The 22,309-nt window shown below is 29.9% G+C and carries 21 protein-coding genes; all 21 read left to right on the forward strand.

What is annotated here, in order from left to right; translation table 11 throughout:
- Window positions 1–759: RHS repeat-associated core domain-containing protein (locus tag OREMA_RS0114870; protein WP_026189028.1), on the forward strand; the 759-nt coding region annotated here is incomplete at its 5' end.
- Window positions 752–1,375 carry a hypothetical protein gene (locus OREMA_RS0114875; protein ID WP_018250041.1) on the forward strand — a complete coding sequence of 208 codons (624 nt, stop codon included), beginning with the start codon at window positions 752–754 and terminating at the stop codon, window positions 1,373–1,375. The genes OREMA_RS0114870 and OREMA_RS0114875, both read left to right, overlap by 8 nt.
- Before the next feature lie 180 nt (window positions 1,376–1,555).
- Window positions 1,556–2,716, forward strand: coding sequence for an RHS repeat-associated core domain-containing protein (locus OREMA_RS19445; RefSeq protein ID WP_018250042.1), 1,161 nt, complete (start codon window positions 1,556–1,558; stop codon window positions 2,714–2,716).
- A gap of 178 nt (window positions 2,717–2,894) precedes the next feature.
- The gene (locus OREMA_RS0114885) at window positions 2,895–3,845 is read left to right on the forward strand and encodes an RDD family protein (RefSeq protein ID WP_018250043.1); all 951 of its coding nucleotides are present in this window, start codon (window positions 2,895–2,897) and stop codon (window positions 3,843–3,845) included.
- Window positions 3,829–4,866, forward strand: coding sequence for a hypothetical protein (locus tag OREMA_RS0114890; protein WP_018250044.1), 1,038 nt, complete (start codon window positions 3,829–3,831; stop codon window positions 4,864–4,866). Before OREMA_RS0114885 ends, OREMA_RS0114890 begins: the two co-directional genes overlap by 17 nt.
- A 38-nt stretch (window positions 4,867–4,904) precedes the next feature.
- Entirely contained in the window at window positions 4,905–5,240 is a 336-nt protein-coding gene (locus tag OREMA_RS0114895) for an RHS repeat-associated core domain-containing protein (RefSeq protein WP_018250045.1), read from the forward strand.
- 139 nt (window positions 5,241–5,379) lie between these two features.
- On the forward strand, window positions 5,380–5,952 hold the full coding sequence (locus tag OREMA_RS17930; RefSeq protein ID WP_018250046.1) for an ankyrin repeat domain-containing protein: 573 nt from the start codon (window positions 5,380–5,382) through the stop codon (window positions 5,950–5,952).
- Window positions 5,953–6,714: 762 nt separating this feature from the next.
- Entirely contained in the window at window positions 6,715–8,406 is a 1,692-nt protein-coding gene (locus OREMA_RS0114905) for a GspE/PulE family protein (protein WP_018250047.1), read from the forward strand.
- A gap of 34 nt (window positions 8,407–8,440) precedes the next feature.
- Window positions 8,441–9,673 (forward strand): type II secretion system F family protein, encoded by a 1,233-nt coding sequence (locus OREMA_RS0114910; protein ID WP_018250048.1) that lies wholly within the window; start codon window positions 8,441–8,443, stop codon window positions 9,671–9,673.
- 131 nt (window positions 9,674–9,804) lie between these two features.
- Entirely contained in the window at window positions 9,805–10,251 is a 447-nt protein-coding gene (locus OREMA_RS19090; RefSeq protein WP_018250049.1) for a type II secretion system protein, read from the forward strand.
- Window positions 10,252–10,409: 158 nt separating this feature from the next.
- Complete coding sequence (locus OREMA_RS0114920) at window positions 10,410–10,814, forward strand: type IV pilus modification PilV family protein (protein ID WP_018250050.1); 405 nt, start codon at window positions 10,410–10,412, stop codon at window positions 10,812–10,814.
- A gap of 46 nt (window positions 10,815–10,860) precedes the next feature.
- A complete protein-coding gene (locus OREMA_RS0114925) occupies window positions 10,861–12,138 on the forward strand; it encodes a LamG-like jellyroll fold domain-containing protein (RefSeq protein WP_018250051.1) in 1,278 nt (425 codons plus the stop codon).
- Between the two features lie 76 nt (window positions 12,139–12,214).
- Window positions 12,215–13,723, forward strand: a complete 1,509-nt coding sequence (locus tag OREMA_RS0114930) for a LamG domain-containing protein (RefSeq protein WP_018250052.1) — start codon at window positions 12,215–12,217, stop codon at window positions 13,721–13,723.
- A 44-nt stretch (window positions 13,724–13,767) separates the two neighbouring features.
- Window positions 13,768–14,625: a pilus assembly protein PilM gene (gene pilM / locus OREMA_RS0114935; protein WP_018250053.1), complete on the forward strand. Its 858-nt coding sequence runs from the start codon at window positions 13,768–13,770 to the stop codon at window positions 14,623–14,625.
- A gap of 42 nt (window positions 14,626–14,667) precedes the next feature.
- The gene (locus OREMA_RS0114940) at window positions 14,668–15,192 is read left to right on the forward strand and encodes a PilN domain-containing protein (protein WP_018250054.1); all 525 of its coding nucleotides are present in this window, start codon (window positions 14,668–14,670) and stop codon (window positions 15,190–15,192) included.
- Window positions 15,193–15,194: 2 nt separating this feature from the next.
- The gene (locus tag OREMA_RS0114945; protein ID WP_018250055.1) at window positions 15,195–15,683 is read left to right on the forward strand and encodes a hypothetical protein; all 489 of its coding nucleotides are present in this window, start codon (window positions 15,195–15,197) and stop codon (window positions 15,681–15,683) included.
- Entirely contained in the window at window positions 15,684–16,178 is a 495-nt protein-coding gene (locus OREMA_RS0114950) for a hypothetical protein (protein WP_018250056.1), read from the forward strand.
- A gap of 43 nt (window positions 16,179–16,221) precedes the next feature.
- Window positions 16,222–17,748, forward strand: coding sequence for a LysM peptidoglycan-binding domain-containing protein (locus tag OREMA_RS17940; protein WP_018250057.1), 1,527 nt, complete (start codon window positions 16,222–16,224; stop codon window positions 17,746–17,748).
- A 227-nt stretch (window positions 17,749–17,975) separates the two neighbouring features.
- Complete coding sequence (locus tag OREMA_RS0114960; protein ID WP_018250058.1) at window positions 17,976–20,609, forward strand: CBS domain-containing protein; 2,634 nt, start codon at window positions 17,976–17,978, stop codon at window positions 20,607–20,609.
- Between the two features lies 1 nt (window position 20,610).
- Window positions 20,611–21,234, forward strand: coding sequence for a site-2 protease family protein (locus OREMA_RS0114965; RefSeq protein ID WP_040657468.1), 624 nt, complete (start codon window positions 20,611–20,613; stop codon window positions 21,232–21,234).
- 53 nt (window positions 21,235–21,287) lie between these two features.
- Window positions 21,288–22,280 carry a tryptophan--tRNA ligase gene (trpS, locus tag OREMA_RS0114970; protein ID WP_018250060.1) on the forward strand — a complete coding sequence of 331 codons (993 nt, stop codon included), beginning with the start codon at window positions 21,288–21,290 and terminating at the stop codon, window positions 22,278–22,280.
- Window positions 22,281–22,309: the final 29 nt, after the last annotated feature.

Here is a 22,309-nt window from a genome sequence, read left to right on the forward strand (position 1 = left end):
GATGAAGTCTTAGGAGTCTATGGTGAGCAGAGTCAATATTTGCATAGTAATCACCTAGGTTCAATCACAGGTATTACTGGAATAGATGGAAGTGTGTTGGGTACACAGAGCTATACACCATATGGTATGGTGAGGAATACTACAGGTAACTTCCATACTAGACTAGGCTTTATAGGTCGTGAGCATGATACTACAGGACTGACTTACATAAGAGCTAGATACTATGATGCTAGTGTCGGTAGGTTTACGAGAGTGGATCCGGTGAGAGATGGATTGAATTGGTATGGGTATGCTGGTGGGAATCCAGTTAATTATTATGATCCTTATGGATTATTTTCTATGTCATGTCCAATCGTACAAAGTGCTCTAGAGCGACTGGCAATGACATGGGGGACAGCTTTTGCCGAACCAACTCCTATAGGAGAAGTTATAGCCATAGGTGTATCCGGTGGAATTATAGTTAAGGGTGCATGGGATATATATACTTATAATAAGGATAAAAGTGGTGAGGGTGAGGATAAGAATAAAGGTTATGACCCTGATAAAGGTGCATTAGACCAACTAGGAAAAGAATTAGAACATGATTATAAAAAGAAAGGAAAAGTAATTAGTAAAGAAGAGGCTGATATAATAGATGATTGGTGTGAAGAATATGATGTACCACAGCATCATGATTCTAATTATCCAAATAGTGGTGATCATTGGAAAGAAGGAAAAGATCATACTCATATAAGAAGGAGACATATTCCCTATGAATAAAAAATTAAAATTTTATAAAAATGGCTTTATAGTTAAAAGAGTAGATGGAAGTTATGGTAGAAAATTCGGTAATTATTTAGGGATAGAAGGTGATGTATGGCCATTATATAAAGATATTCAATTAATTGAACAAAGCAAATTAAAATATTTATGTGATTTTATTGATGAAAATGTTTTAAAATCCTATTTTGATAATAGTAGGGTAGATGTATGTTCCAATATTCAATTTTTAAATGAATATGTTTCTACATGTAATAAATTAGATTTTAATATAGAAATTTTATTATGTGAAACTTTAAGAAAAAAACCATATATTAATATTGAGGAGTACGTGATTGATAATCAGTTTGAATTTTTAGGTTATGATTATGGTTATCCGGGAGATAATTATTATTCGTGTGTTTATAATGACATAGGAAGAGTGTCAGAAATGGATAATATTAAACTAAATAAATATGGTTTATTTAATTCTGAGGAACAAGTTGTTAATTTTTATACATTAAGAGAAAGGTTAAAACAAAAAAATCCCCAAAATTTTGAATTGGGGGAACATGATACCGATTATATTGTATATAAAATTTCTAGATATGTAGGTGATTTGCCTATTCTATTGTAAAATCTAGTCAATCATTCTTTGTGTCAAATTAAAAATATAGATAATAAGGAACTAACTAAGTGAAAAAATAAAACTTAAAATATAGAATCCTACTCTAATTAGAGTAGGATTCTATATTTTAAATCGTCTAACAGGAGTTAGTATCCAGATGGAGAAAATATATCCTATAGTTATGATGCCATGGGTAATCGTACTAGAATGACTGACAGTTTAGGTACAACCAGCTATAATTATAATAAGCTAAATCAGTTAGTCTCGGCTGGTAGTATAAATTATAAATATGATGCTGAAGGAAAACTGATTCAGAAGACAGATGGAAGTGAAACTTTTGACTATCAGTATAATGCTTATGATAGACTAGCTCAAGTAACTAAGAATAACACAGAGATTGCTAGTTATGCTTATGATCCACTGGGAAGAAGAGCAAGTGTAACAGAGAATGGTCAGGCGACAAATTATCTCTGGGATGGAGATAGCTTACTTGCTACTTATGTGAGTGGTTCAATGGATAATCTATATGCTGTAGGAAGTGGAATAGATGAAGTCTTAGGAGTCTATGGTGAGCAGAGTCAATATTTGCATAGTAATCACCTAGGTTCTATCACAGGAATAACAGGAACAGATGGAAGTGTGCTGGGTATGAGAAGTTACACTCCTTATGGAATGATGAGAAATACTACAGGAACTTTTAATACTAACTTAGGATTCATAGGAAGAAGTCAAAGTAGCACAACAGGACTTACTTACATCAGAGCTAGATACTATGATGCTAGTGTGGGTAGATTTACGCGAGTTGACCCGATTAAGGATGGATTGAATTGGTATGGGTATAGTTATTCTAATCCTGTTATGTATGTTGATCCTTATGGATTGTGGAGTATTACAATAGAACTTTATGTTATTGTAGGAGGTGGAATAACAATTGCTCATGATGAAAATGGTAGTTATTTTGGAGGTAAGTTAGGACTAGGTTTAGGGGGAAAAGCAGGGAGTATTGATAATGAAACTCCAAGAGTGCCTGAACCGACTCCTTTAATTCAGTTAGATCCTACTAAAAGAAAAGATGCAAATGGAGACACTTTGAGCGAAATTTTTCCAGACACTTATGGAGATGATTCAGAATGTAGTTCTAAACAAGAATCTAATCTGCCAGACTTTAAATTAGGATATAGTTGGAATACAAATGGAGCATTTGGAATTGGAGGAGATTATGGAGTAGCTGGAGGGGTCTCTAATAATGGAACACAATTAGGGTTTTATACTAATAAAGGAGGGAATTTGTTTGTTGGAACTCCTGGAATTGGAGTAAATGGGTCATTTGAATTTGGATTTCAATTTTAAATTTCAATGCCTAGATTATTCATAAATTTAAAGGTACTAAGTTATTTTTATGGAATTAGAACAGGTTAAAAATTAAGATATAAACTAGGTTTTAGTTCTTATAAGTAAGTTGGTAATATAATTTTTTTGAATAATCTAGGATTAGTATTAAATTTTGAAATATGGGGGGGGGATGATTTTGATTTGTGATAATAAATTTAAGAGTAATTTAATTGTTCCTTTTTCAAATAGAATTATTGCTACATTAATTGATATTATTATTATTGTTGTTATTAGTTATTTCATCCAAATAATATTTTGGGATTTGTTAATTCATTTGGGAAGTTTGAAAAAATTAGTTGGAATAGGGGTGTTTTGCAGTTATTTTGGCATTATGGATAGTTATTTATGTAAAGGTCAAACAGTAGGGAAAATGCTTTTAAAAATAGAATTGATGGGAAAAAAAGGTGAATATATTTCTTTGAAAAAGTCTTTTTTTAGGAATATTATTTTTTTGTCTAATTTTATTATTTTTTTTGATATTTCTTATATTAGTTTTATAATTAATATTTTGTTCGAAAGTAGTATGATATCATTTTATTTTTTTAATAAAAGAAATAAACAATTATTACACGATTTTATTTGTCAGACGTATATAGTTTACATGTCTTCTAAAAAAGTAAAGTTAAATAATTTTAAAACTTCTAAAAACTTATTAGTGTATTCTTTAATAATTTTTATATTTATATTTGGTTTTTTAAATTTTTTACAGTTGGATGATTTCTTTTTTATTGTAAATAAAGTAAATGAATTAGATAAGATAACAGTTATTAGTAAAAAATGGAGTATAGGAAAAGGAACTAGAAATTCTGATGAATATACAGATGTTTACTTATGGGTGAATTGTATCATGGATATAGAAAGTAAAAACCAATTAGAAAAATTACAAAATGATATAGCCAAAAAAATTATTGATAGTTATTATTTAAAGAATAAAATAAATAAAGGTTATTTAGGGTTTGTTCTGTATGAAAAAGCTTGTGATTTAGGAACATCTTTTATATGGGAAAAAAAACATTTTATTAGCTTACCAATTTCAAAGTGGCAACAAAGATTGAATGGGAGTGGTAAAATTGAATCAAAAAAGTAGTAATTTATGGTTTGGAATAAAAAGAATTTGGTTGATAGTTTTAATTGTTAGTTTTCTATTCCATTTTATTTTCTTTGGTAAATATGGGATATATGGATTTATTGATAGTGTGGTAGTAGGATGTATATTTAGTTTGATTTTAGTTTTGATAATTAATTATTTTAATTGGTTTTATTTAGATGATGAAAATCAAAAAATAGTTTTTCCTTTTAACACAATAGCTTATGAAGATGTGCAGGAATTTAGAGAAGTTAAATTTTTAAATTATTTTGCTATTCAAGTAGTTAAGAAAAATAAATTCAATCTAACAGTTCCATTTTTATTTAAATTCAATCTAGTTAGTGGGTTAAAAAACGAAGATAAGAAAAAAATTATATCTGAACTTAGAAAAAGATTTTTTGATAAACAAATAAAGCAGAAGAGAAATAAGAAATTAATTTTAGGGGTATTATTATTTTTTTCATTTCCTGTATTATTATATGGATATTATTTTTTTAATGCTTCTAATCTTGAAATGAAAAAGTATAGTGTTCATAAAGAGGAAGTTTTAGGAGAGGAGTATAAAACAGATAAATTTAAAATAATTATCCCTAAAGCATATAAACTAAAGAAAAAAGAAGAAGAGACTTATTATTTTCAAGGAGAAGGAGAGACAAAGTTAGTGTTAAACTCTAAAACTCAAATTTCTAATAATATATTCTATAAATTAAGGCATCCATTTAAAGTATTAATAGAAGAAATGACATTTCCTGAAAGCGAATTATATTTTGAGCCTCAATTTGGTCTTTTTCCTACAATATTAAAATCCTATTTAAATAAAGACGATATTGTTTATGAAGTAAAAAAATTATCATTTAAAACTTATATTATAAAAAGGAAAGGAAAAGAAAAAGTTTTCTTACATTTTTACTTAGTAGCACCATCCAGAACAGAAGAAGTATATATTGATATTAAAACTGAAGTAGGGAATGAGGAAAGAGTAATTAATAAATTACTGGCTAATATAGAATTGATTGAGTAAATTTAGCTGATTAATGCTATTTAGATTTTATTACTTGAGTGGTTCAATGGAGAGTAGGAATTGGAATCAATGAAGTCTTAGGAGTCTATGGTGAGCAGAGTCAATATTTGCATAGTAATCATCTAGGTTCAATCACAGGAATAACAGGAACAGATGGTACAGTACTTGGAAGTCAAAGCTATACACCATTTGGTGTGGTGAGGAATACCACAGGAAGCTTCAACACTAATCTAGGCTTCATCGGTCGAGAGCATGATGCCACAGGACTGACTTATATCAGAGCTAGATATTATGATGCTAGTGTGGGGAGATTTACGAGAGTTGACCCGATTAGAGATGGATTGAATTGGTATGGGATTTTTTCTTCTATTTAAAGCTAGTGTTTGTTATTAAATGAGTTCACTTAAATAATAAAGATATGAGTGATTTATAGAAAGTATAGATATTTAAAAAGCTATATTTAGAAAGTCTTCTACATCTTATATAAGAGAATAAATAGTCAGAGGTGGTAAGATGATCTTATTTAGAAAAGAATTAATGATTTCTCTTTTATTAATTTGTTTAGTTTTTGTTCTATTAGGTTGTACAACTATAGAAGAAGAGCTAATTACAGCGGCAAAAATTGGTGATAAATCAAAAGTAAAACAAATGATAGAAAGAGGAGTTGATCCTAATGTTAGCAATAATGGTGGTTGGACTCCTTTAATTATGGCAGTTCAAAGAGGATATTATGAAATAGCAAGAATGTTAATAAATCATGGAGCAGATATTAATGCTATAGATAAATCTGGAAGAAGTGTTTTATTAGTAACTCAAGGTATGTATTTAGAAGTAATAAAGTTGTTATTAAAAGCAGGAGCAGATGTTAATTCTGTAGATGAAAATGGTGTTACTATTTTAATGCATGCATCAGCAGTAGGAAATTTAGAAGTAGTAAAGATGTTAATAAAGAATGGTGCTGATGTTAATACTAGAGCAAAGAATGGATTGACTGCTTTAGAAGGTGCTCAAAAGATGTTAGAGGGAGTTAGAGATAGGAGAATATCAAAGTGTATTGAATTATTGAAAAAGGCAGGGGCTAAGTAATAGTTATTGGGTGTAATCTCTTTCTAATTATTCTTTTATAGTTATATTAGGTGCCGATATTAAAGATTGTTCATCACCTATCCTAAAGAAGAACCATAGAAACTCAAATTTCGCGAAGGGTTATTTCTTCAAACCCGAAGAGAACCATAGAAATTCAAATTTCGCGAAGGGTTATTTCTTCAAACCCGAAGAGAACCATAAAAATTTAAATTGCAGTTGTGCTATTTATTTGAGTTCTGGTAGATCTTTTAGTAGAAGTAATCTTAAGGTGAAATATAGAAATAAAAAAATTGAAAAGTAAAATATCAGAAATAGATTAAAATAAAAAAGTTAAATTCTTATAGTTTAGAAATATAAAGCCTTTTAAGTTGAATCATAGTCTATTATGGTTATTGTTTGAATAGTTTTTAGTTTTAATTTGTTTATATTCGTTGTAAACAAGTTATTATTTATATCTTTTTATGAAATTAGTTAGTTCAATCTATATAATTAATGCCAACCTGAAAGGGTTGTTTTTTTTGGACTAAAACTAAATTTAATAATTTATTAATTTACATGCAGGTTATTGTATCAATTTGTCGAATATAAATACTAATAATAACTAAAATTCATTAAGTTGTATCAATAACTTTAAATAATGAAAAAACAGGATTAAAAAACAATATTATTACATATTATTACATATTGTGTAATTTCATATGGTGATTTTTTATAAATAAATTGTGAAAATTTTATACTCCTAAGTTGAAGAGGAGGAGAATTATGGGGTTAAAGAAGAAACGCTTAGGTGATATTTTATTAGATGAAAAGCTAATTACTGAAGAGGATTTACAGGAAGCTTTAATCGAACAACAAAATTCTAATAAGAGGTTAGGTCAAGTATTAAAAGAACTAGGTCTAACTACAGAAGATGAAATTGCAGTAGCACTTCATCATCAATTAGGTGTTTTATTATTAGCTGAAAATGATAAGCAGAATATTAAAGAAGAGATGTTTGAATTATTAGATGAAGAAGATATTAGAGAGAAGCGGGTCTTTCCTATCAGAAAAGAGGGTAGAATTTTAATTCTGGCCATGGAGAATCCCCAGAATATTGTAGTAATAGATGAGATTGAAGATCAAACCTCTTTAGAAGTAATTCCTAGAATTGCTACCCCTACTGAAATTGATAATTTGATTGAGACCTATTTGGGAGAACGGGGTATAGAAGAATTTATAGAAAATATTGAACAGATGGAATTTGAACAGGTTGCTGAAGAAGATGATGACTTTGATCAACAACAATTAGAAGAACAACTAGAAGATACCCCAATTATAAAGACTGTTAATAAAATAATTGCTACAGGTATTCAATATAAGGCTAGTGATATTCATATTGAACCCTTAGATAAGGGAACCCAGGTTAGATATAGAATTGATGGGGTTTTACATAGAGAAATGACCTTTTCTCAGAATATCCATATGGCATTAGTATCTAGGATCAAAGTAATGAGTGGTTTAGATATAGCAGAAAGAAGAAAAGCTCAAGATGGAAGAATTAATGTGGAGTTTGCTCAAACAAAGGCCGACTTAAGAATATCTATTCTTCCAGCTTCATTAGGAGAGAAGGTTGTAATTCGTATCTTTGATAAGAGTAATTTAAGGTTAGACTTTAATTATATTGGGTTTTCTAATGAAAACTTGAAAACATTTAAGAGGTTGATAAAAAAACCAAATGGCATGATCTTATTAACTGGACCAACAGGAAGTGGAAAGACAACTACCTTATATACAGCTTTAAATTACCTAAATGAAGAGACTAAGAATATCTTAACCATTGAAGATCCTGTTGAATACAAAATTGCAGGAATTACTCAAACTCCAGTAAATCCTAAAAAAGAAATGACCTTTGCTAATGCATTAAGAGTATTTGTGCGACAAGACCCTGATATTATTATGGTTGGAGAGATTAGAGATAAGGAGACTGCTGAAACTGCAATCAAGTCTGCTTTAACAGGACATCTAGTATTGAGTACTTTGCATACTAACAGTGCGGTAGGAGCAATTAGCCGCTTGATTAATATGGGAGTAGAACCATTTTTGATTGCTGACTCTGTTATTGGTGTAGTAGCACAGCGATTGCTTAGGAAGTTATGTGATGAATGTAAGGAGACTACCATAATTGATGAATATGAAACTCTTAGAGAATATTTGGATGAGGATTTCACTGCTTATCAAGCAGAAGGCTGTGAATTCTGCAAAGATATTGGTTATAAAGGTAGAACAGCAATTCATGAGATCTTAGAAGTTACTCCAAGTATTAAGGAAGCTATTGCTACTAGGAAGTCATCCTCTGAAATTACTAAATTAGCTAATGCTGAAGGAATGAATACTTTATTTAAAGACGGTTTCGAGAAAGTTAAAAATGGAGTCACTACTATTGATGAAATAATGAGAGTAGCTAACATAGAATGATTGACTTCTTAGCTTAAGTGAAAGGAGGCGTATTGTGGATAAGCAATTCAAATATAAGGCTCATGATTCACAAGGAAATAATAAGTCTGGTCTAATTAAAGCTAATAATAAACAAGAAGCAGTCCAAAAGTTGAAGAAGTTATCATTATTGCCAATAAGCGTTAAAGTAGAAAAGAGTAATTTCACTTTGAAAAAATATATCGGTAAACTAAATTCAATTGATATTATTGCTACTAAAGTTGGATATAAGGATAAATACTTATTCTGTCGACAACTATCTTCAATGCTCAGGTCTGGAATTCCGATAGTGCAAGGGCTTAATTCCTTAGCTCAGCAGGCAAAGAATCCAACTTTAAAAAAGGCTATTGAAGATATTACTATAGAAATCGAAAAAGGAAGAAGCTTATCAAATGCGTTGAAGAAATATTCATCAATTTTTTCAGGTTACTTTATTAAGTTGGTTGAGGTGGGAGAGACAGGAGGTTTCTTAGAAGAGACTTTATCTAACTTATCAGATTATTATAAGAGAGAAAATGAAAAGAAAAAAGAAATAATATCTAATATTAGTTATCCAGTTATAACTATGGGAGCTTCTATAGTAGTTCTAATCTTATTAATGGTCAAAGTGCTACCAAATTTTATAAAGACTTTTAAAAAGTTAGATGTAGAATTACCTTTACCTACTAAGATATTATTGAATTTAAGTAATTTGATGTCAAATTATTGGTGGCTACTACTAATTACTATAATTTCTTTGATAGCAGCTATTTATTATGCTTATCAAAGTCAGAAAGGTAGAAGGTTTATTGATTCGGTCTTATTAAAGATACCTATTTTAAAATCTTTTATTACTGAGAATTCTTTGATATTATTTGCTAGAAATTTAAGCTTACTAGAAAGAAGTGGAGTTGCTTTCTTACAGAGTATGCAGATTGTTAATCAGAATATCAGTAATATTATTATTCAAGAAAGATTAGAAAGAGCTAGATTAAGAATCAAAGATGGTATTAATATTACCTCAGCAATTAGAGAACAACAGGTTTTTCCTGATATAGCATTACAAATGATACAGACAGGTGAACAGACCGGGGAGCTTGATGATAAATTAAAAGATATAGTTGACTTTTATGAAGATGAAGTAGAAGAAAAATTCTCTAGAATGGTATCTTTATTAGAGCCAGCCTTAATTATCTTTTTAACAGTAGTAATTGGTGGAATTGTAGCTTCGGTTATTTTACCTATCTTTAAGATGTCGCAAGGTTATTAATAGTTAACTATTTTTTGAAAGGTGGTGGTAGTAGATCAAATCAATTGGTCAAAACCTTAAATTATAAATCACAAACATAAGTTGTTTAACAGCTTATAAATAAAATCATATTAAATAAAGGAGGAAGAAAGATGAGAAGATTATTAAAGGAAGATGGATTTACTTTATTAGAGTTATTAGTTGTAATTGCAGTAATTGGTATCTTAGCTGCAATAGTAATGCCACAGGTTACTGGGGTGCAAGATGATGCACAGTTAAATAGTGCTAAGGCAAGTTTAGCAAATATCCAAACTGCTTTGGAAAAGTATAAGGTGGATAATGGAGAATATCCAACAGAAAGTGATGTATGGAATGATACAGATGCTGCAACTGCTGGTATAGGAGTTGATGGTGATGATTTTGTATATGAAACTAATAATCAAGATGATTATCTAGTGTATTATGATGATACTTTTGATGCAGATGAAGATGGAACTGCAGGATATCTTTATATTGATTCTGGTTCTTCTAAGATTCAAGAGTTAGATGATACTGATGATGATAGTGATAATGTACAAGATAATGTGCCTACTTTATAGCATTAGGTTCAAATAAATAATAATGGGTAAATATATTTGCCCATTATTAAATTTGGAATTAGGAATAGTGATAAATTAAATTAATTTATCCTTATTAGTAGTTTCAAAGAGGAAAATATACCTTATTAATTAAGTATTTGTGAAAGTGTGGTGAGCTGATGGATTATAATGATGAGAAAGGTTTTACTTTATTAGAGGTGATTCTTGCTACAGCTCTTTTAGGCATAATAGGGGTTTCTTTTAGTTCTTACTGGTCTACTAGTACTTCGGCCTTAGAGGATATTCATTTACAACGTTTAGCTAGAGAAATAGCTTACAACTCTGTAGAGCAATTGCAAAAGGCAGGAGATAATCTAGATGAAGATGATAATTTTGATCTTATTATATATAATAGCATCAGTAAAGAGAATGAAAATTTGAAGATTGATGGTGTTAGTTTTAGTAAAGAAGTTAGTGCTAGTGATTACCAGGATGGTGTTAAGGAGATTAATATCAAGGTTAGATATAATCAGAGTCAAGTGAATTTAAGCCTATTATTAGCTGATAAACGGGAACTGGACTAATCTATTTAATATAATAGAGTGAAGATATCATTTTGGGGTGATTTATTTGCAATTCTTTCAAGTTGAATTGAATACTGAAAAAGGATTTACCTTATTAGAGTTAATAATGGTAATTGGGTTGATTGGATTACTGTCTACTACCTTAGGTAGCTTGATTATTGGGCAATATGATGCTTGGGATTTTAACCTAAATCAGACTAAACTAAATGATCATAGTGAATTGATATTAGCCCATCTAGAAAAGGATATAAGAAGAACGATTGACTTTGATGAGAATAGTTTAGAATTTAGATTAGATGTAGATGGTGATAGTGATAGTGATATAGATAAGGTGGTTAAATATCAGTTATCTGGTCAAGAGCTTATTAAATTAACTTACTTAGGTAGTGATACTTCTAATTCAATCGATAGCAGAGAAATTATTAGCGATATAGTTACTAGTATTGACTTTAATAAAATTGATGAGCAAGAATTAAAGATAAATATAGAATTAAGTTATGAAGGACAGAGCCGTAGTATTGACAAGGAATATTATATCAGTGACCAGATCTATTTAGAAGCTAGGAATTATAGTTTGCTTTTTGATGGAGTTGATGATTATGTAGCTGTAGATAATTTAACTTATCAAGGTGCTGATTATTCCCAGTTAAGCATTATTGCTAAGGTCAAAACTACTGACAGTAATGGAGTGATTTATAGCTTTGATAAGGATAATTATTTTAGCTTAGCAGTGGATAATGGTAGACTAAAATTTAATTATACTAAATGGGAAGAACATATCTTTTATGATAGATTAGAGCAAGAAGCTATAATTAGTCAAAGAAATATTAATGATGGTCAAGAACATATAATAGCAGTCTCTTTTATTAATGGAGTTACCCGAATTTATATAGATGGAGTATTAGATGAAGAGAATATAGATGACTCCTTAGGTGGTTTCCTGGGCTGGTTTGATGATTTATTGGGAGGAATAATTAGTGAGCTGTTAGCATTAGATTTTAATTTAGGAAGTGGAGAATTAAGGTATGGGTTTCTTGGGGCAAGCTCCCAAGCTGATAGTTTTAATGGAGATAAAGCTAATGGAGACTTTTTCTCTGGTAATATCTATTGGTTGCAACATTGGGATAAAGCTTTGACTAAACAGCAGATTAAGCTTTATTCTGGTATAAAGATAGATAGTGATACTTATATACAAGAAGATAGAAGCTTATCAGGACAAGAGGATGGTCTACTAGTGTATTATCCAATTAGAATCAATGACTCTATTTTGTATGATTTTGCTAATGATAATAATGGTATAGTCTATGGAGGTCACTTTGAATAATTGCATTTGATTAAGAATCTGTAAATATTGAGAGAGAATTTATCTTTACTATTTATTATTAAGTGGTGGTGATTAAATGGGGCTTCAAAATTTTAAGGAAGAAGAGGGCTCGGTACTAATATTAATATTGATACTGATGTCAGTAGGGATAATTTTAATTACTACTATGAATAATATTATCTATAATACAAGTAATCGTGTTGTTGAAGAAAATGAAAGAGATCAAGCTATACTTTTGGCAGAATCTGCTCTTGAAGTAGGAATTAGAGAGGTGCAAAATAAGACTATTAAACTAGGTAAGGGATCTTGGTTAAGCTTAAATCATGGTGAAGGAGAATACAAAATTGATACTAAGCTTGCTGAAGGTGATTACCTAATTATTAGAGGTAGTGGTAAAATTAATGATAGGGTTAAGAGATTAATGATTAAAAGAAAGTTGAAGAAGAAAGAGATTGAGTATGAAGATTTTAGTTTTATAGAATATTTTGATGGTGTTGATGATGTTGAGGTTGTTGATGCTAATCAGATTAATTTGAGTAATGCAGCAACTATAGAGGCTTTTGTAAAGCCAGATAGTAATCTGAAATTACCTGCTATTATTTTGAGTAAGGATGGAGCTTATAATTTAGGAGTTAATTCTAATGGAGAGATATTTGTAGAGGTTTATACTACTCAAAATGCTAGAAATGCTAAGACTATAACTTTTGATACAGATATAAATCAATATGATGACTGGATACACATAGCCTTTACTTATGATGATAATAGGAATAAAGAGCAAGCTCAGCTCTATATTAATGGTGAAGAGATAGCTTCAGCAGGTAATAGTATTAAAGGTAATTTAGTAAGTAATAACAATGACCTAATTATAGGTGCTTGTGAAGCTACTGAATATAGTAATTATAATCAATGGCAGGGTGAGATCAAAAATATTAGAGTTTGGGATATTGCCCAAAGTAATTCTGATCTTGCAGAGAATGCCAATAAAAATATAACCGAAGAGAATACAGCAGGCGTAATTTATACCTATCCGAAGAATCAGTGGTCCATAGTTAATGGCGATAGTAATTCTGCAGAGATAAACCTTGTAAATAACTCTACTGCAGCAGGAGGTACAGTCTTAGAAATAAAAAATCAAGGATTATACTTTAAAGATATTAACTTAGCCTATGATGCCGATAAAATATATAGGGTAGAAGTTAGAATAAGACAAGCTGAAGATGCGAATAATGATAAGCAGAAATTTTCTATAGGTATGGAAGGATTAGATGATAGTACTAATCTTGTTAATATTAAGGGCTTTGACAGCCATGAAGGTCAGTATTATATGGTTTTAGAGAATAGTGAATTGACTGAAAGTGATGGATGGAAAAGATTTGTAGGGTATTTTAGCGGTCGGTCTTTAGATGAAGATTATATTAATAGTACTGTTGAGAATAATCCTAGATCAGCTTCTTTATTAAGACCAATGCCTTTACATTCAGAAGTAGATTATATTCGTCCAGTATTCATTGTTAATCAAGATAATGGCAATGGTACAGCCCAAATTGATTATATCAAAATTGAAGAACTATTAGTTAATTAGAGTCTTGGTTTATAAAGTATAGATCAATGATGGAGGTGGGTTAATTGTTTTCACTCTTTGCTGCTAAAGGACAATTAGGTATAGATTTTGGAGATTCTATAAAAATAGCAGAGTTTAAAGACGATCACTTTAAGACAGCTGTTTATGATAAATTATCTAAAGAAGATTTAAAGGAATTCTCAGCCCAAAAAGTTATCACTGCAATTGGTAGTGATGATGTTAAAGTTAAATTTATTCCTTTGGCTACTAAATTGAATGATTCAGAGCTAAAAGAGATGCTAAGTCTACAATTTGAAGCTGATGATTTAGTAATACAGTATGATATAGTTGACTATCTTGATAAAAAATATGTAATAGGCTTAGCGGTAAATAAGGATATAGTTCAGTCAAAATTTGATCAAATTAGAGATTTGAAATTAAAGGCCAAAGTTATTGAAACAGAGTTCCATGCTAATTTAAGATTTTTATATTATCAATATCCAGACTTAAAAGATACGGTATCCCTTGTTGATATAGGTAGAGAGAAGACTGATCTAATAATTGCTCAACAAGGAGAACTGCTTTTCTTTAGAAAGGTAGATTTTGCTGGAAGACAGATTACTGAAAGGTTGGCAAAGATTAATCGAATTAGCTTTGCAGAAGCAGAAAAATATAAAAAAAGTGGTGTTGATAAAGAAGAACTAAAGATAATATTAGAAGAATTAAGAAGTCAAATCTACAGTTCTATTGATTATTTTCAATCTGAATATAAGGGTAGAGTATCTAAGATATTTCTAACAGGTGGCGGAAGTAACTTTAAAGGACTCAAAAATTACTTGGAAGATCAATTAGGGATAGAAGTAGAAAGTATAGAAGATAGCCTTTTTTCTTTAGCTAAGGGCTTGGCCTTAAGAGAACTATAAAGATAACTTTAGATAAGTAGCATTTAATAAAGGAGGGATGAGATGATAAATTTTTTAACTGATGAATTCTTTATTATCGAGAGAAGAAATAATATTATGTTTATAATAGCTTTATTTGTTTTGGTGATAATTACTTTTATAAGTATTAAAACCATAGACCTTTATTTAGAAGTAAAATATTTAGATAATAGAGAAAAGGTAGTCAATCAGAGAATAGCAGAATTAGATCAAAAACTTGCTAAAGTAAATGATTTAAAAACAAAAACAGCTGAAATAGAAAAAAGGTTGTTGGAAAGAGAAGAGATGACTAAGAATACTATTTCTATTAAAAGAATATTTGAAGAATTAAGTCTGCTATCTACTCCACAGTTATATTTTGAAAAATTGAGACTTGAAGGTGATAGATTAGATGTTTGGGGAATTGTTGGTGATATAGATTATCTATCTCTGCTTAATAGAAAGTTATATGGTTCTGACTTACTTGATGAATTTTACTTGGATGAAATTAATAAAGGTGATAATCGGGTTCGGTTTAGGATAAAAGGCAAGTTGCAGAAAGGAGATTGATTATGCTTAAGAAGATAATTTTAGTTCTCATAGCTATTATTCTTTTAATATTTATATCTTATCGCTATGTCTATCATCCTTTAGAAGTTAAAGAGAAGAAGAAAGCCTCTCAACTTGCTCAAAGAATAAGAGTTCTTGATAATAAAAAAGCCGAATTACTAAATTTAAATGATACTGAAATAAAATATCAAAAGTTATTAGAGAAACTAAGAGCAAGGAATAATAATAGATTATTAAAGATAAATGATCTTAATAATTTTATAATTACTCTAAATCGTTCTAATCTAGTAGATAATATAGATTTTGATCTCAAAGCTAATACTAAGTTGTTGATTAAATTCAAGTTAGCAGGAAGCTTTAAAGATATATATAAATATTTCAAAAGTATTAAATATATCTATAATACAGAAGAATTAGAAATTAATAAAGATAAAGAAAGTATAAATTTAACTGCTAATCTCGTTTTTCCTATGGAAAGGAATGATGACTAGGTGAGGAGATTAATAATTTTAGTACTAAGTATTTTATTAGTGATTAGTTTTTACTTGTATTATCACAATCAGTGGAAGCTAAGAGATGAAGACTTGAATCACTTTAAAGAAGTTTTGGCTAAAGAAATTATTGTACCAGCAGAAAAAAGAACTGAGAAAAAGAATGATATTGAGAAAAAAGATGAAGATATACAAATTAAATCTCCATTTAACTCTAATCTAAAGCTAGAGAAAAGAGATGATTTTCATCAAAGATCTTCACAGGATTCGATAAAACTTGGTGAAGGAAGATTAGAGATTAAGAAACCACCTTTTAGATTAAAGGGAATATTAAAAGTTGCCAATAAAGAATTGATTAATATAGAATTTGAGAGAGAAAATCATAGGCTAAAGCTTGGAGATAGACTAGATGGATTTACATTAATTGAAGTATTAAAGGGAGAAGTTACTTTTAAGAAAGAAGATAGATCTTTCAAATTTAAACTTGCTGAGTAAGGAGGGGATTTAAATTAATAAAATTAAGAAGACTGAACTCATATTGTTATTGATATTTACTGTATTTATATTTAATTCTACAGTATATTCTTTTTCTGATATAGATGGTCTTAATATCAATTTTAAGGATATGGAATTAACAGAAGCCTTTAGAACTCTTGCAGAAATGACTGAGATCAATATAGCCACTGATAGTGCTATCCAGGGTAAGACTACACTTTATTTAGATGATGTATCTTTAATAGAAGCATTAGATGTCTTAACGAAGACTAATAATTTAGGATATAAAATTATAAATAATACAGTTTTTATAGCACCTAATACAAAGATGCAAGAAATTTTTGAAAATAAAAAAACTAAAATTTATAAATTAAAGAATGCTAATCCAGAAAGAATTAAAGCTAATATTGATCACCTGATCTCTGATGGTATTATTAAAATAAATGAGCGGACTAATAGCTTAATAATTACAACTTATGAAAGTAATTTTTCAGCCATAGAGCAGGCAATATCTAGTTTAGATTATTCTAAGAAACAGGTTTCTTTGCAGGTTAGATTTGAAGAGATATCCCACAGTGGCTTAGAGGATTTGGGTGTTAAATGGGAACTAGATAATGATGGAGTAGGAACTACTAGAGATTTAGCAAATGATTCTTTTAAGATAGGTAATTTAAATTTTGGTTATCAGCTTTCTTTGGGAGCTTTAGAAAGTTCTGGGGTTGCTAATGTATTGGCTAATCCAAAGATAACTACCGTTGAAGGAGAAGAGGCATATATTAATATTGGTGATGAAATACCGATAGTACAGGTTACAGAGGAAGAAGATAGTGATGGCAATACTCAGACTTCAAAGGAAGTAGAATTTAAAAATATAGGGATAAATTTAAAGATTACTCCCAAAATTACAGATGATAAGAAGGTATTTATCAAATTAGAACCAGAAATAACTAATTTCATTGATTGGATAGAGGTTGAAGGAACTAAATATCCTGAGACTCGGGTTAAAAAAGTTTCAACAAAGGTTGAAGTAAGGAGTGGAGAAACTATTGCAATTGGAGGGTTGATTGAAGAGACTGAATATGAAGATATAGCCAAGTTACCATTGTTAGGTGATGTACCTATTTTAGGCAAACTCTTTCAAAGAAAGACAACAGAAACAGAGAAAAGGGAATTGGTTATTTTTATTACTCCTCAAATCATAGAGGATGGAGTAGGAGGTTTTTCTTCAGGGAAAAAAAGAGAGATAATACCTTTTTCCTATCAGTTAGAAAGAGATCAAAGCTATTTAGAATTGGCAAATTTATTTAATCTCTTTATAGATAATATACGAGAATATAATCCTAAAATAGCTAAGAATAATTTATCAGCAGGACAAATAGTAGAGATACCTATTCCTAAAAAGCGTTATTACTTAGTCCAGAAAGGTGATACAATAGAATCTATAACTAAAAAATATAAGATTAAAGCTGATATTATTAAGCGAATAAATAAGATTGAAGATTTAAGGGATCATTTAGGAGAACATATCATTCTTCCAATTGATGTTAAAATAGAGGATGATTCTAGTTAAGCTAGAAATCAAAGCTATGTTAAAAGGATATTAGTGAGCATTGCAATTCTCACTAATATCCTTTTTTATTTTTCGATCAGAATTAAGATGAGAATATTCTTTAACTACTTAGGGATGGAAGTTTTGATTTCTTTTTTTTATCATCTAGATATGTTATAATAACATTTGATAGAATAAGCACTAATTGTTGAATCTTAATAAAGATAAGTATTTAAAGGAGAGAAAAAATGGAGATAATAATTAGTCACCAGCGCACGGATTTTGATGGATTAGCTTCTATGGTAGCAGTTCAGAAGTTATATCCTCAAGCGATTATGGTTTTCTCAGGTAAAGTAACTAATAATGTAAAAAAATTTATGGCTTTATATAAGGATAGAATTACCATAAAACACTCTAGAGATATAGATAAAGCAAAGGTTGATAGGGTTATTATGGTAGATACTAGAGTTGCCTCTCGAGTAGGTAGTTTTTCTAATTTAGTACAGAAAGATGAAATAGATGTTTTAATTTATGATCATCATCTAGATAGGAATAAAAATTTAGAGAATGCTCGGGAAATTGTTAAGAGTGTAGGGGCAACAACTACATTATTAGTTAATGAATTAAAGCAGAAATCTATAGAAATAACTTCTTTTGAGGCTACTTTGTTTGCGTTGGGAATTTATGAAGATACTGGCTGTTTAGTTTATAAAAGTACCACTTCTGCTGATGCTAAAGCAGTAGCTTATTTATTAGAACAAGGTGCTAATTTGGAGATAGTAGAAGAGTATATTGAATATTCTTTAGATAGAAAACAGCACCAGTTATTTAATAAATTATTAGATTCCCTACATCAAATTAGCGTTAAAGGTTTTAAAATTGATGTCTTTCAGTCTGAAACTGAGGAATATATACCTGATATTTCTTTATTAGCCCATAAACTCAATGAATTACATAATGCCGATGCTTTATTTGTCTTGGTCAAATATGATCATAAGATATTAATTATAGGCCGTAGTAATAATGATAGTATTAATATAGCAGAGATTCTAAAGTATTATGGTGGAGGTGGCCATGATAGAGCAGCTTCTGCCACATTAAAGGTCAAAGAAGATAAATCCTTAATGGACTATCAAGAAGAATTAATTTGTACAATTAATGAAAAGGTAACGCCTGCCATCTTGGTAGAAGATATTATGTCTACACCGGTTAAAACAGTTACTCCAGATGTTAGTATGGGAGAAGCTGATGAGATAATGCTAAGAAGTGGCTATTCTGGTTTGATAGTACTAGATAATGAAGAAATAAAAGGAATAATTTCAAGAAGAGATATAGACAAAGTCAGAAAGCATGGATTATTGCATGCACCTGTAAAGGGTTATATGTCAAGTAATATAGTTAGTATTAATGCTAAATCATCTCTAAAAGAGGTACAAGATACAATTGTGGATCATGATATTGGACGATTACCTGTTGTAGATGAGCAAGGAGAATTGGTTGGGATTGTTAGTCGGAGTGATCTTTTAAAACTCTTTTATGGTAAAGATGATTATTTAAAGAATAAACAGAATTTATATGGTAGAAGTTTAGTTCAGGTGCAAGAAAAGAGATATGATATTACAGATAAACTTAACTTAGTTGACCAAGAAATAATTACTTTGCTTAAAGAAGCGGGAAATTTAGCAGATCAGATGGAGATTAAGCTCTATATAGTTGGTGGCTTTCCTAGAGATCTATTACTAGAGAGAGTAAATTTAGATTTAGATTTAGTAGTAGAGGGTGATGGTGTAGAATTTGCACGGAGATTTGCCCAAAAATTAAAGGGAGAGCTTGATATATACCATGAATTTGGAACTGCTGTACTTTCATTAGAGAACAATCTAAAAGTTGATATAGCAAGTACTAGAGTAGAGTATTATTCCAAAGTTGCTAGCTTGCCAGAAGTAGAGTCTGGATCAATTCAACAGGATCTATTTAGAAGAGATTTTTCTATTAATGCCTTAGCTATTCAATTAAATAGCTCATCTTTTGGGCAATTAGTCGATTATTTTAATGGAAAAAATGATTTAGAAGCAGGAATTATAAGATTATTACATAACTTTAGTCTATATGATGATCCGACTAGGATCTTTAGAGGTTTGAGGTTTGCAAGTCGTTATGGCTTTAAATTTGAACTTAGAACTAAAGAGTTAATTAGACAAGCAGTTGATTTAGATGTAATAGAAAAGCTAAGCAATAATAGGTTATTTAATAAATTAGAGCTGGGATTAAAGGACAGATATCCTATTAAATTTATCAATTTATTACAAGAAGAGAATATCTTAAATTATATTTCTGAAAATATTAGCTGGGATGAAAGTAAAGAATCTTTAGCTAATAATATAAAGAAAGTATTAAGATGGTTAGATGAGTTAAAGGTATCCTTTAACTTTGATGAATGGATATTATATTTAATGGTCTTAATTTTAGGATTGGAAGAAGAGGATGTTAAAGAATTTAATAAGCGTTTTAATTTAAAGAATAATATATCTTATCGATTACTTAATACCTTAGAGGTTGATAATATCATTACTAAGTTAGATAAAGTTGAATCCAATAGTGAGATTTATTATCTATTAGAAGGATTAGCTATTGAGGATATAGTATTAATCTTAATCAAAGACTTTTCTTTAAGAGAGAAAGTTAGACTATATTTAGAAGAGTTGAGGTGGATAGATATTAAAATCTCTGGAGATGATATTATTGAGTTTGGTATTCAACCTGGTCCTTTATTTACAGAAATTTTAAAGGCGATTAAGAAGGCGAAATTAGATGATAAGATTAATAGTTATGAAGAAGAGAAGAAATTTTTAGAGAACTATATAGCAGAAAGGAATGGCTAATATGAATAAAATAGCAGAGCTTGCTTTGCTAATTCCTATATTATTATTATCTTTGTCAATGCATGAATTTGCTCATGGTAAGATGGCAGATCTATTAGGTGATCCAACACCTAAAATGACTGGAAGGTTGACCTTAAATCCTATGGCTCACCTAAGTCTAATGGGAACTTTAGTTTTATTAATTACAAGAAGGTTTGGTTGGGCCAAACCTGTACAGGTTAACCCTAGATATTTTAAAGATCAACGGAAAGGTATGATGTTAGTAGGCTTATCAGGCCCTTTAGCTAATGTTTTATTAGCTATTGTATTTGCATTGATCTTTAAATTTGCTGCTGGATATTTATTTCAAATTGCTAATCCATATATAATTCGTTATTTGTTTTTAATAGCTATCTCTATAAATTTAGGTTTGGCAATTTTTAATTTAATTCCTGTACCTCCTTTAGATGGATCAAAGATACTAGAGGGAATATTACCAGCTAGTATGGATCATATTATTCGTAATTTAGAAGCTTATGGTCCCTTTTTCTTATTATTTTTTGCTTTTAGTGGATTTTTGGGCTCGATCTTGGGACCAATTATTATGATTGTACGTAATTTATTATTTAATATTGTTGGTATATAAGTGATAAATTTATATAAATTTAATTAATTTTTGAAAATGTAGGGGGAATTATGATGGAAAAGAAAGGTACTATTTTAAGTGGGATGCGTCCTACTGGTAAGTTACATTTAGGACATTTAATAGGTGTTCTAGATAATTGGAATAAGCTACAAGATGAATATAACTGTATCTTTGAGGTTGCCGATTGGCATGCTTTAACAACTAAGTATGATCAAACTGAAGGGTTACAGACAAATATAAGAGAGCAAGTAATTGATTGGATTAGTGCAGGAATTGATCCAGATAAGAGTATTATTTTTGTTCAATCACATGTTCCAGAGATTGCAGAATTACACCTGTTATTATCGATGATTGTGTCTGTATCTCGTTTAGAAAGAAATCCGACCTATAAAGAGCAGGTTCAAGAATTAGGAGTAAAGGATTCAATTCCTTTTGGACTATTAGAATATCCAGTTTTGCAAGCTGCTGATATTTTAGCTTTTAAAGGAACAGCTGTTCCAGTTGGCGAAGATCAATTGCCACATATTGAAATTACTCGAGAGATTGCTAGGAGGTTTAATTACTTATATGATGAGGTCTTTGTTGAGCCAGAGGCTAAACTAGGTAAGGTTACTAAGTTATTAGGCTTAGATGGTCGCAAGATGAGTAAGAGTTATGGTAATGCTATTTATCTTTCTGATAAAAAAGAAGAGATTGAAGGAAAGGTTAAAAGTATGGTAACTGATCCTCAAAGAATTCGGTTAAAGGATCCAGGAAATCCTGAGGTTTGTTCTGTATATTCTTATCATAAGATCTTTAGCAAAGGTAGAGTTGATGAGGTTGCTAAAGGATGTAAGAATGCTAGTTTAGGATGTATGGATTGTAAGGCTATATTAACTGAATCTATTGTTGATTATATGACTGATATTCATCAAAGAAGAGCTGAATTAGAAGAAAATCCTGAACTAGTAGATCAGATTTTAGCCGATGGAGCTCAAAAGGCTCGTAAGATAGCTAAAGAAACATTAGAAGAGGTACGTAGTGCAATGAATTTGAAGTGGGAATAAGAACTTAGATTTTGGTGTTAATAAATCAC

This window comes from Orenia marismortui DSM 5156 (genome assembly GCF_000379025.1).
Taxonomy (GTDB): domain Bacteria; phylum Bacillota; class Halanaerobiia; order Halobacteroidales; family Halobacteroidaceae; genus Orenia; species Orenia marismortui.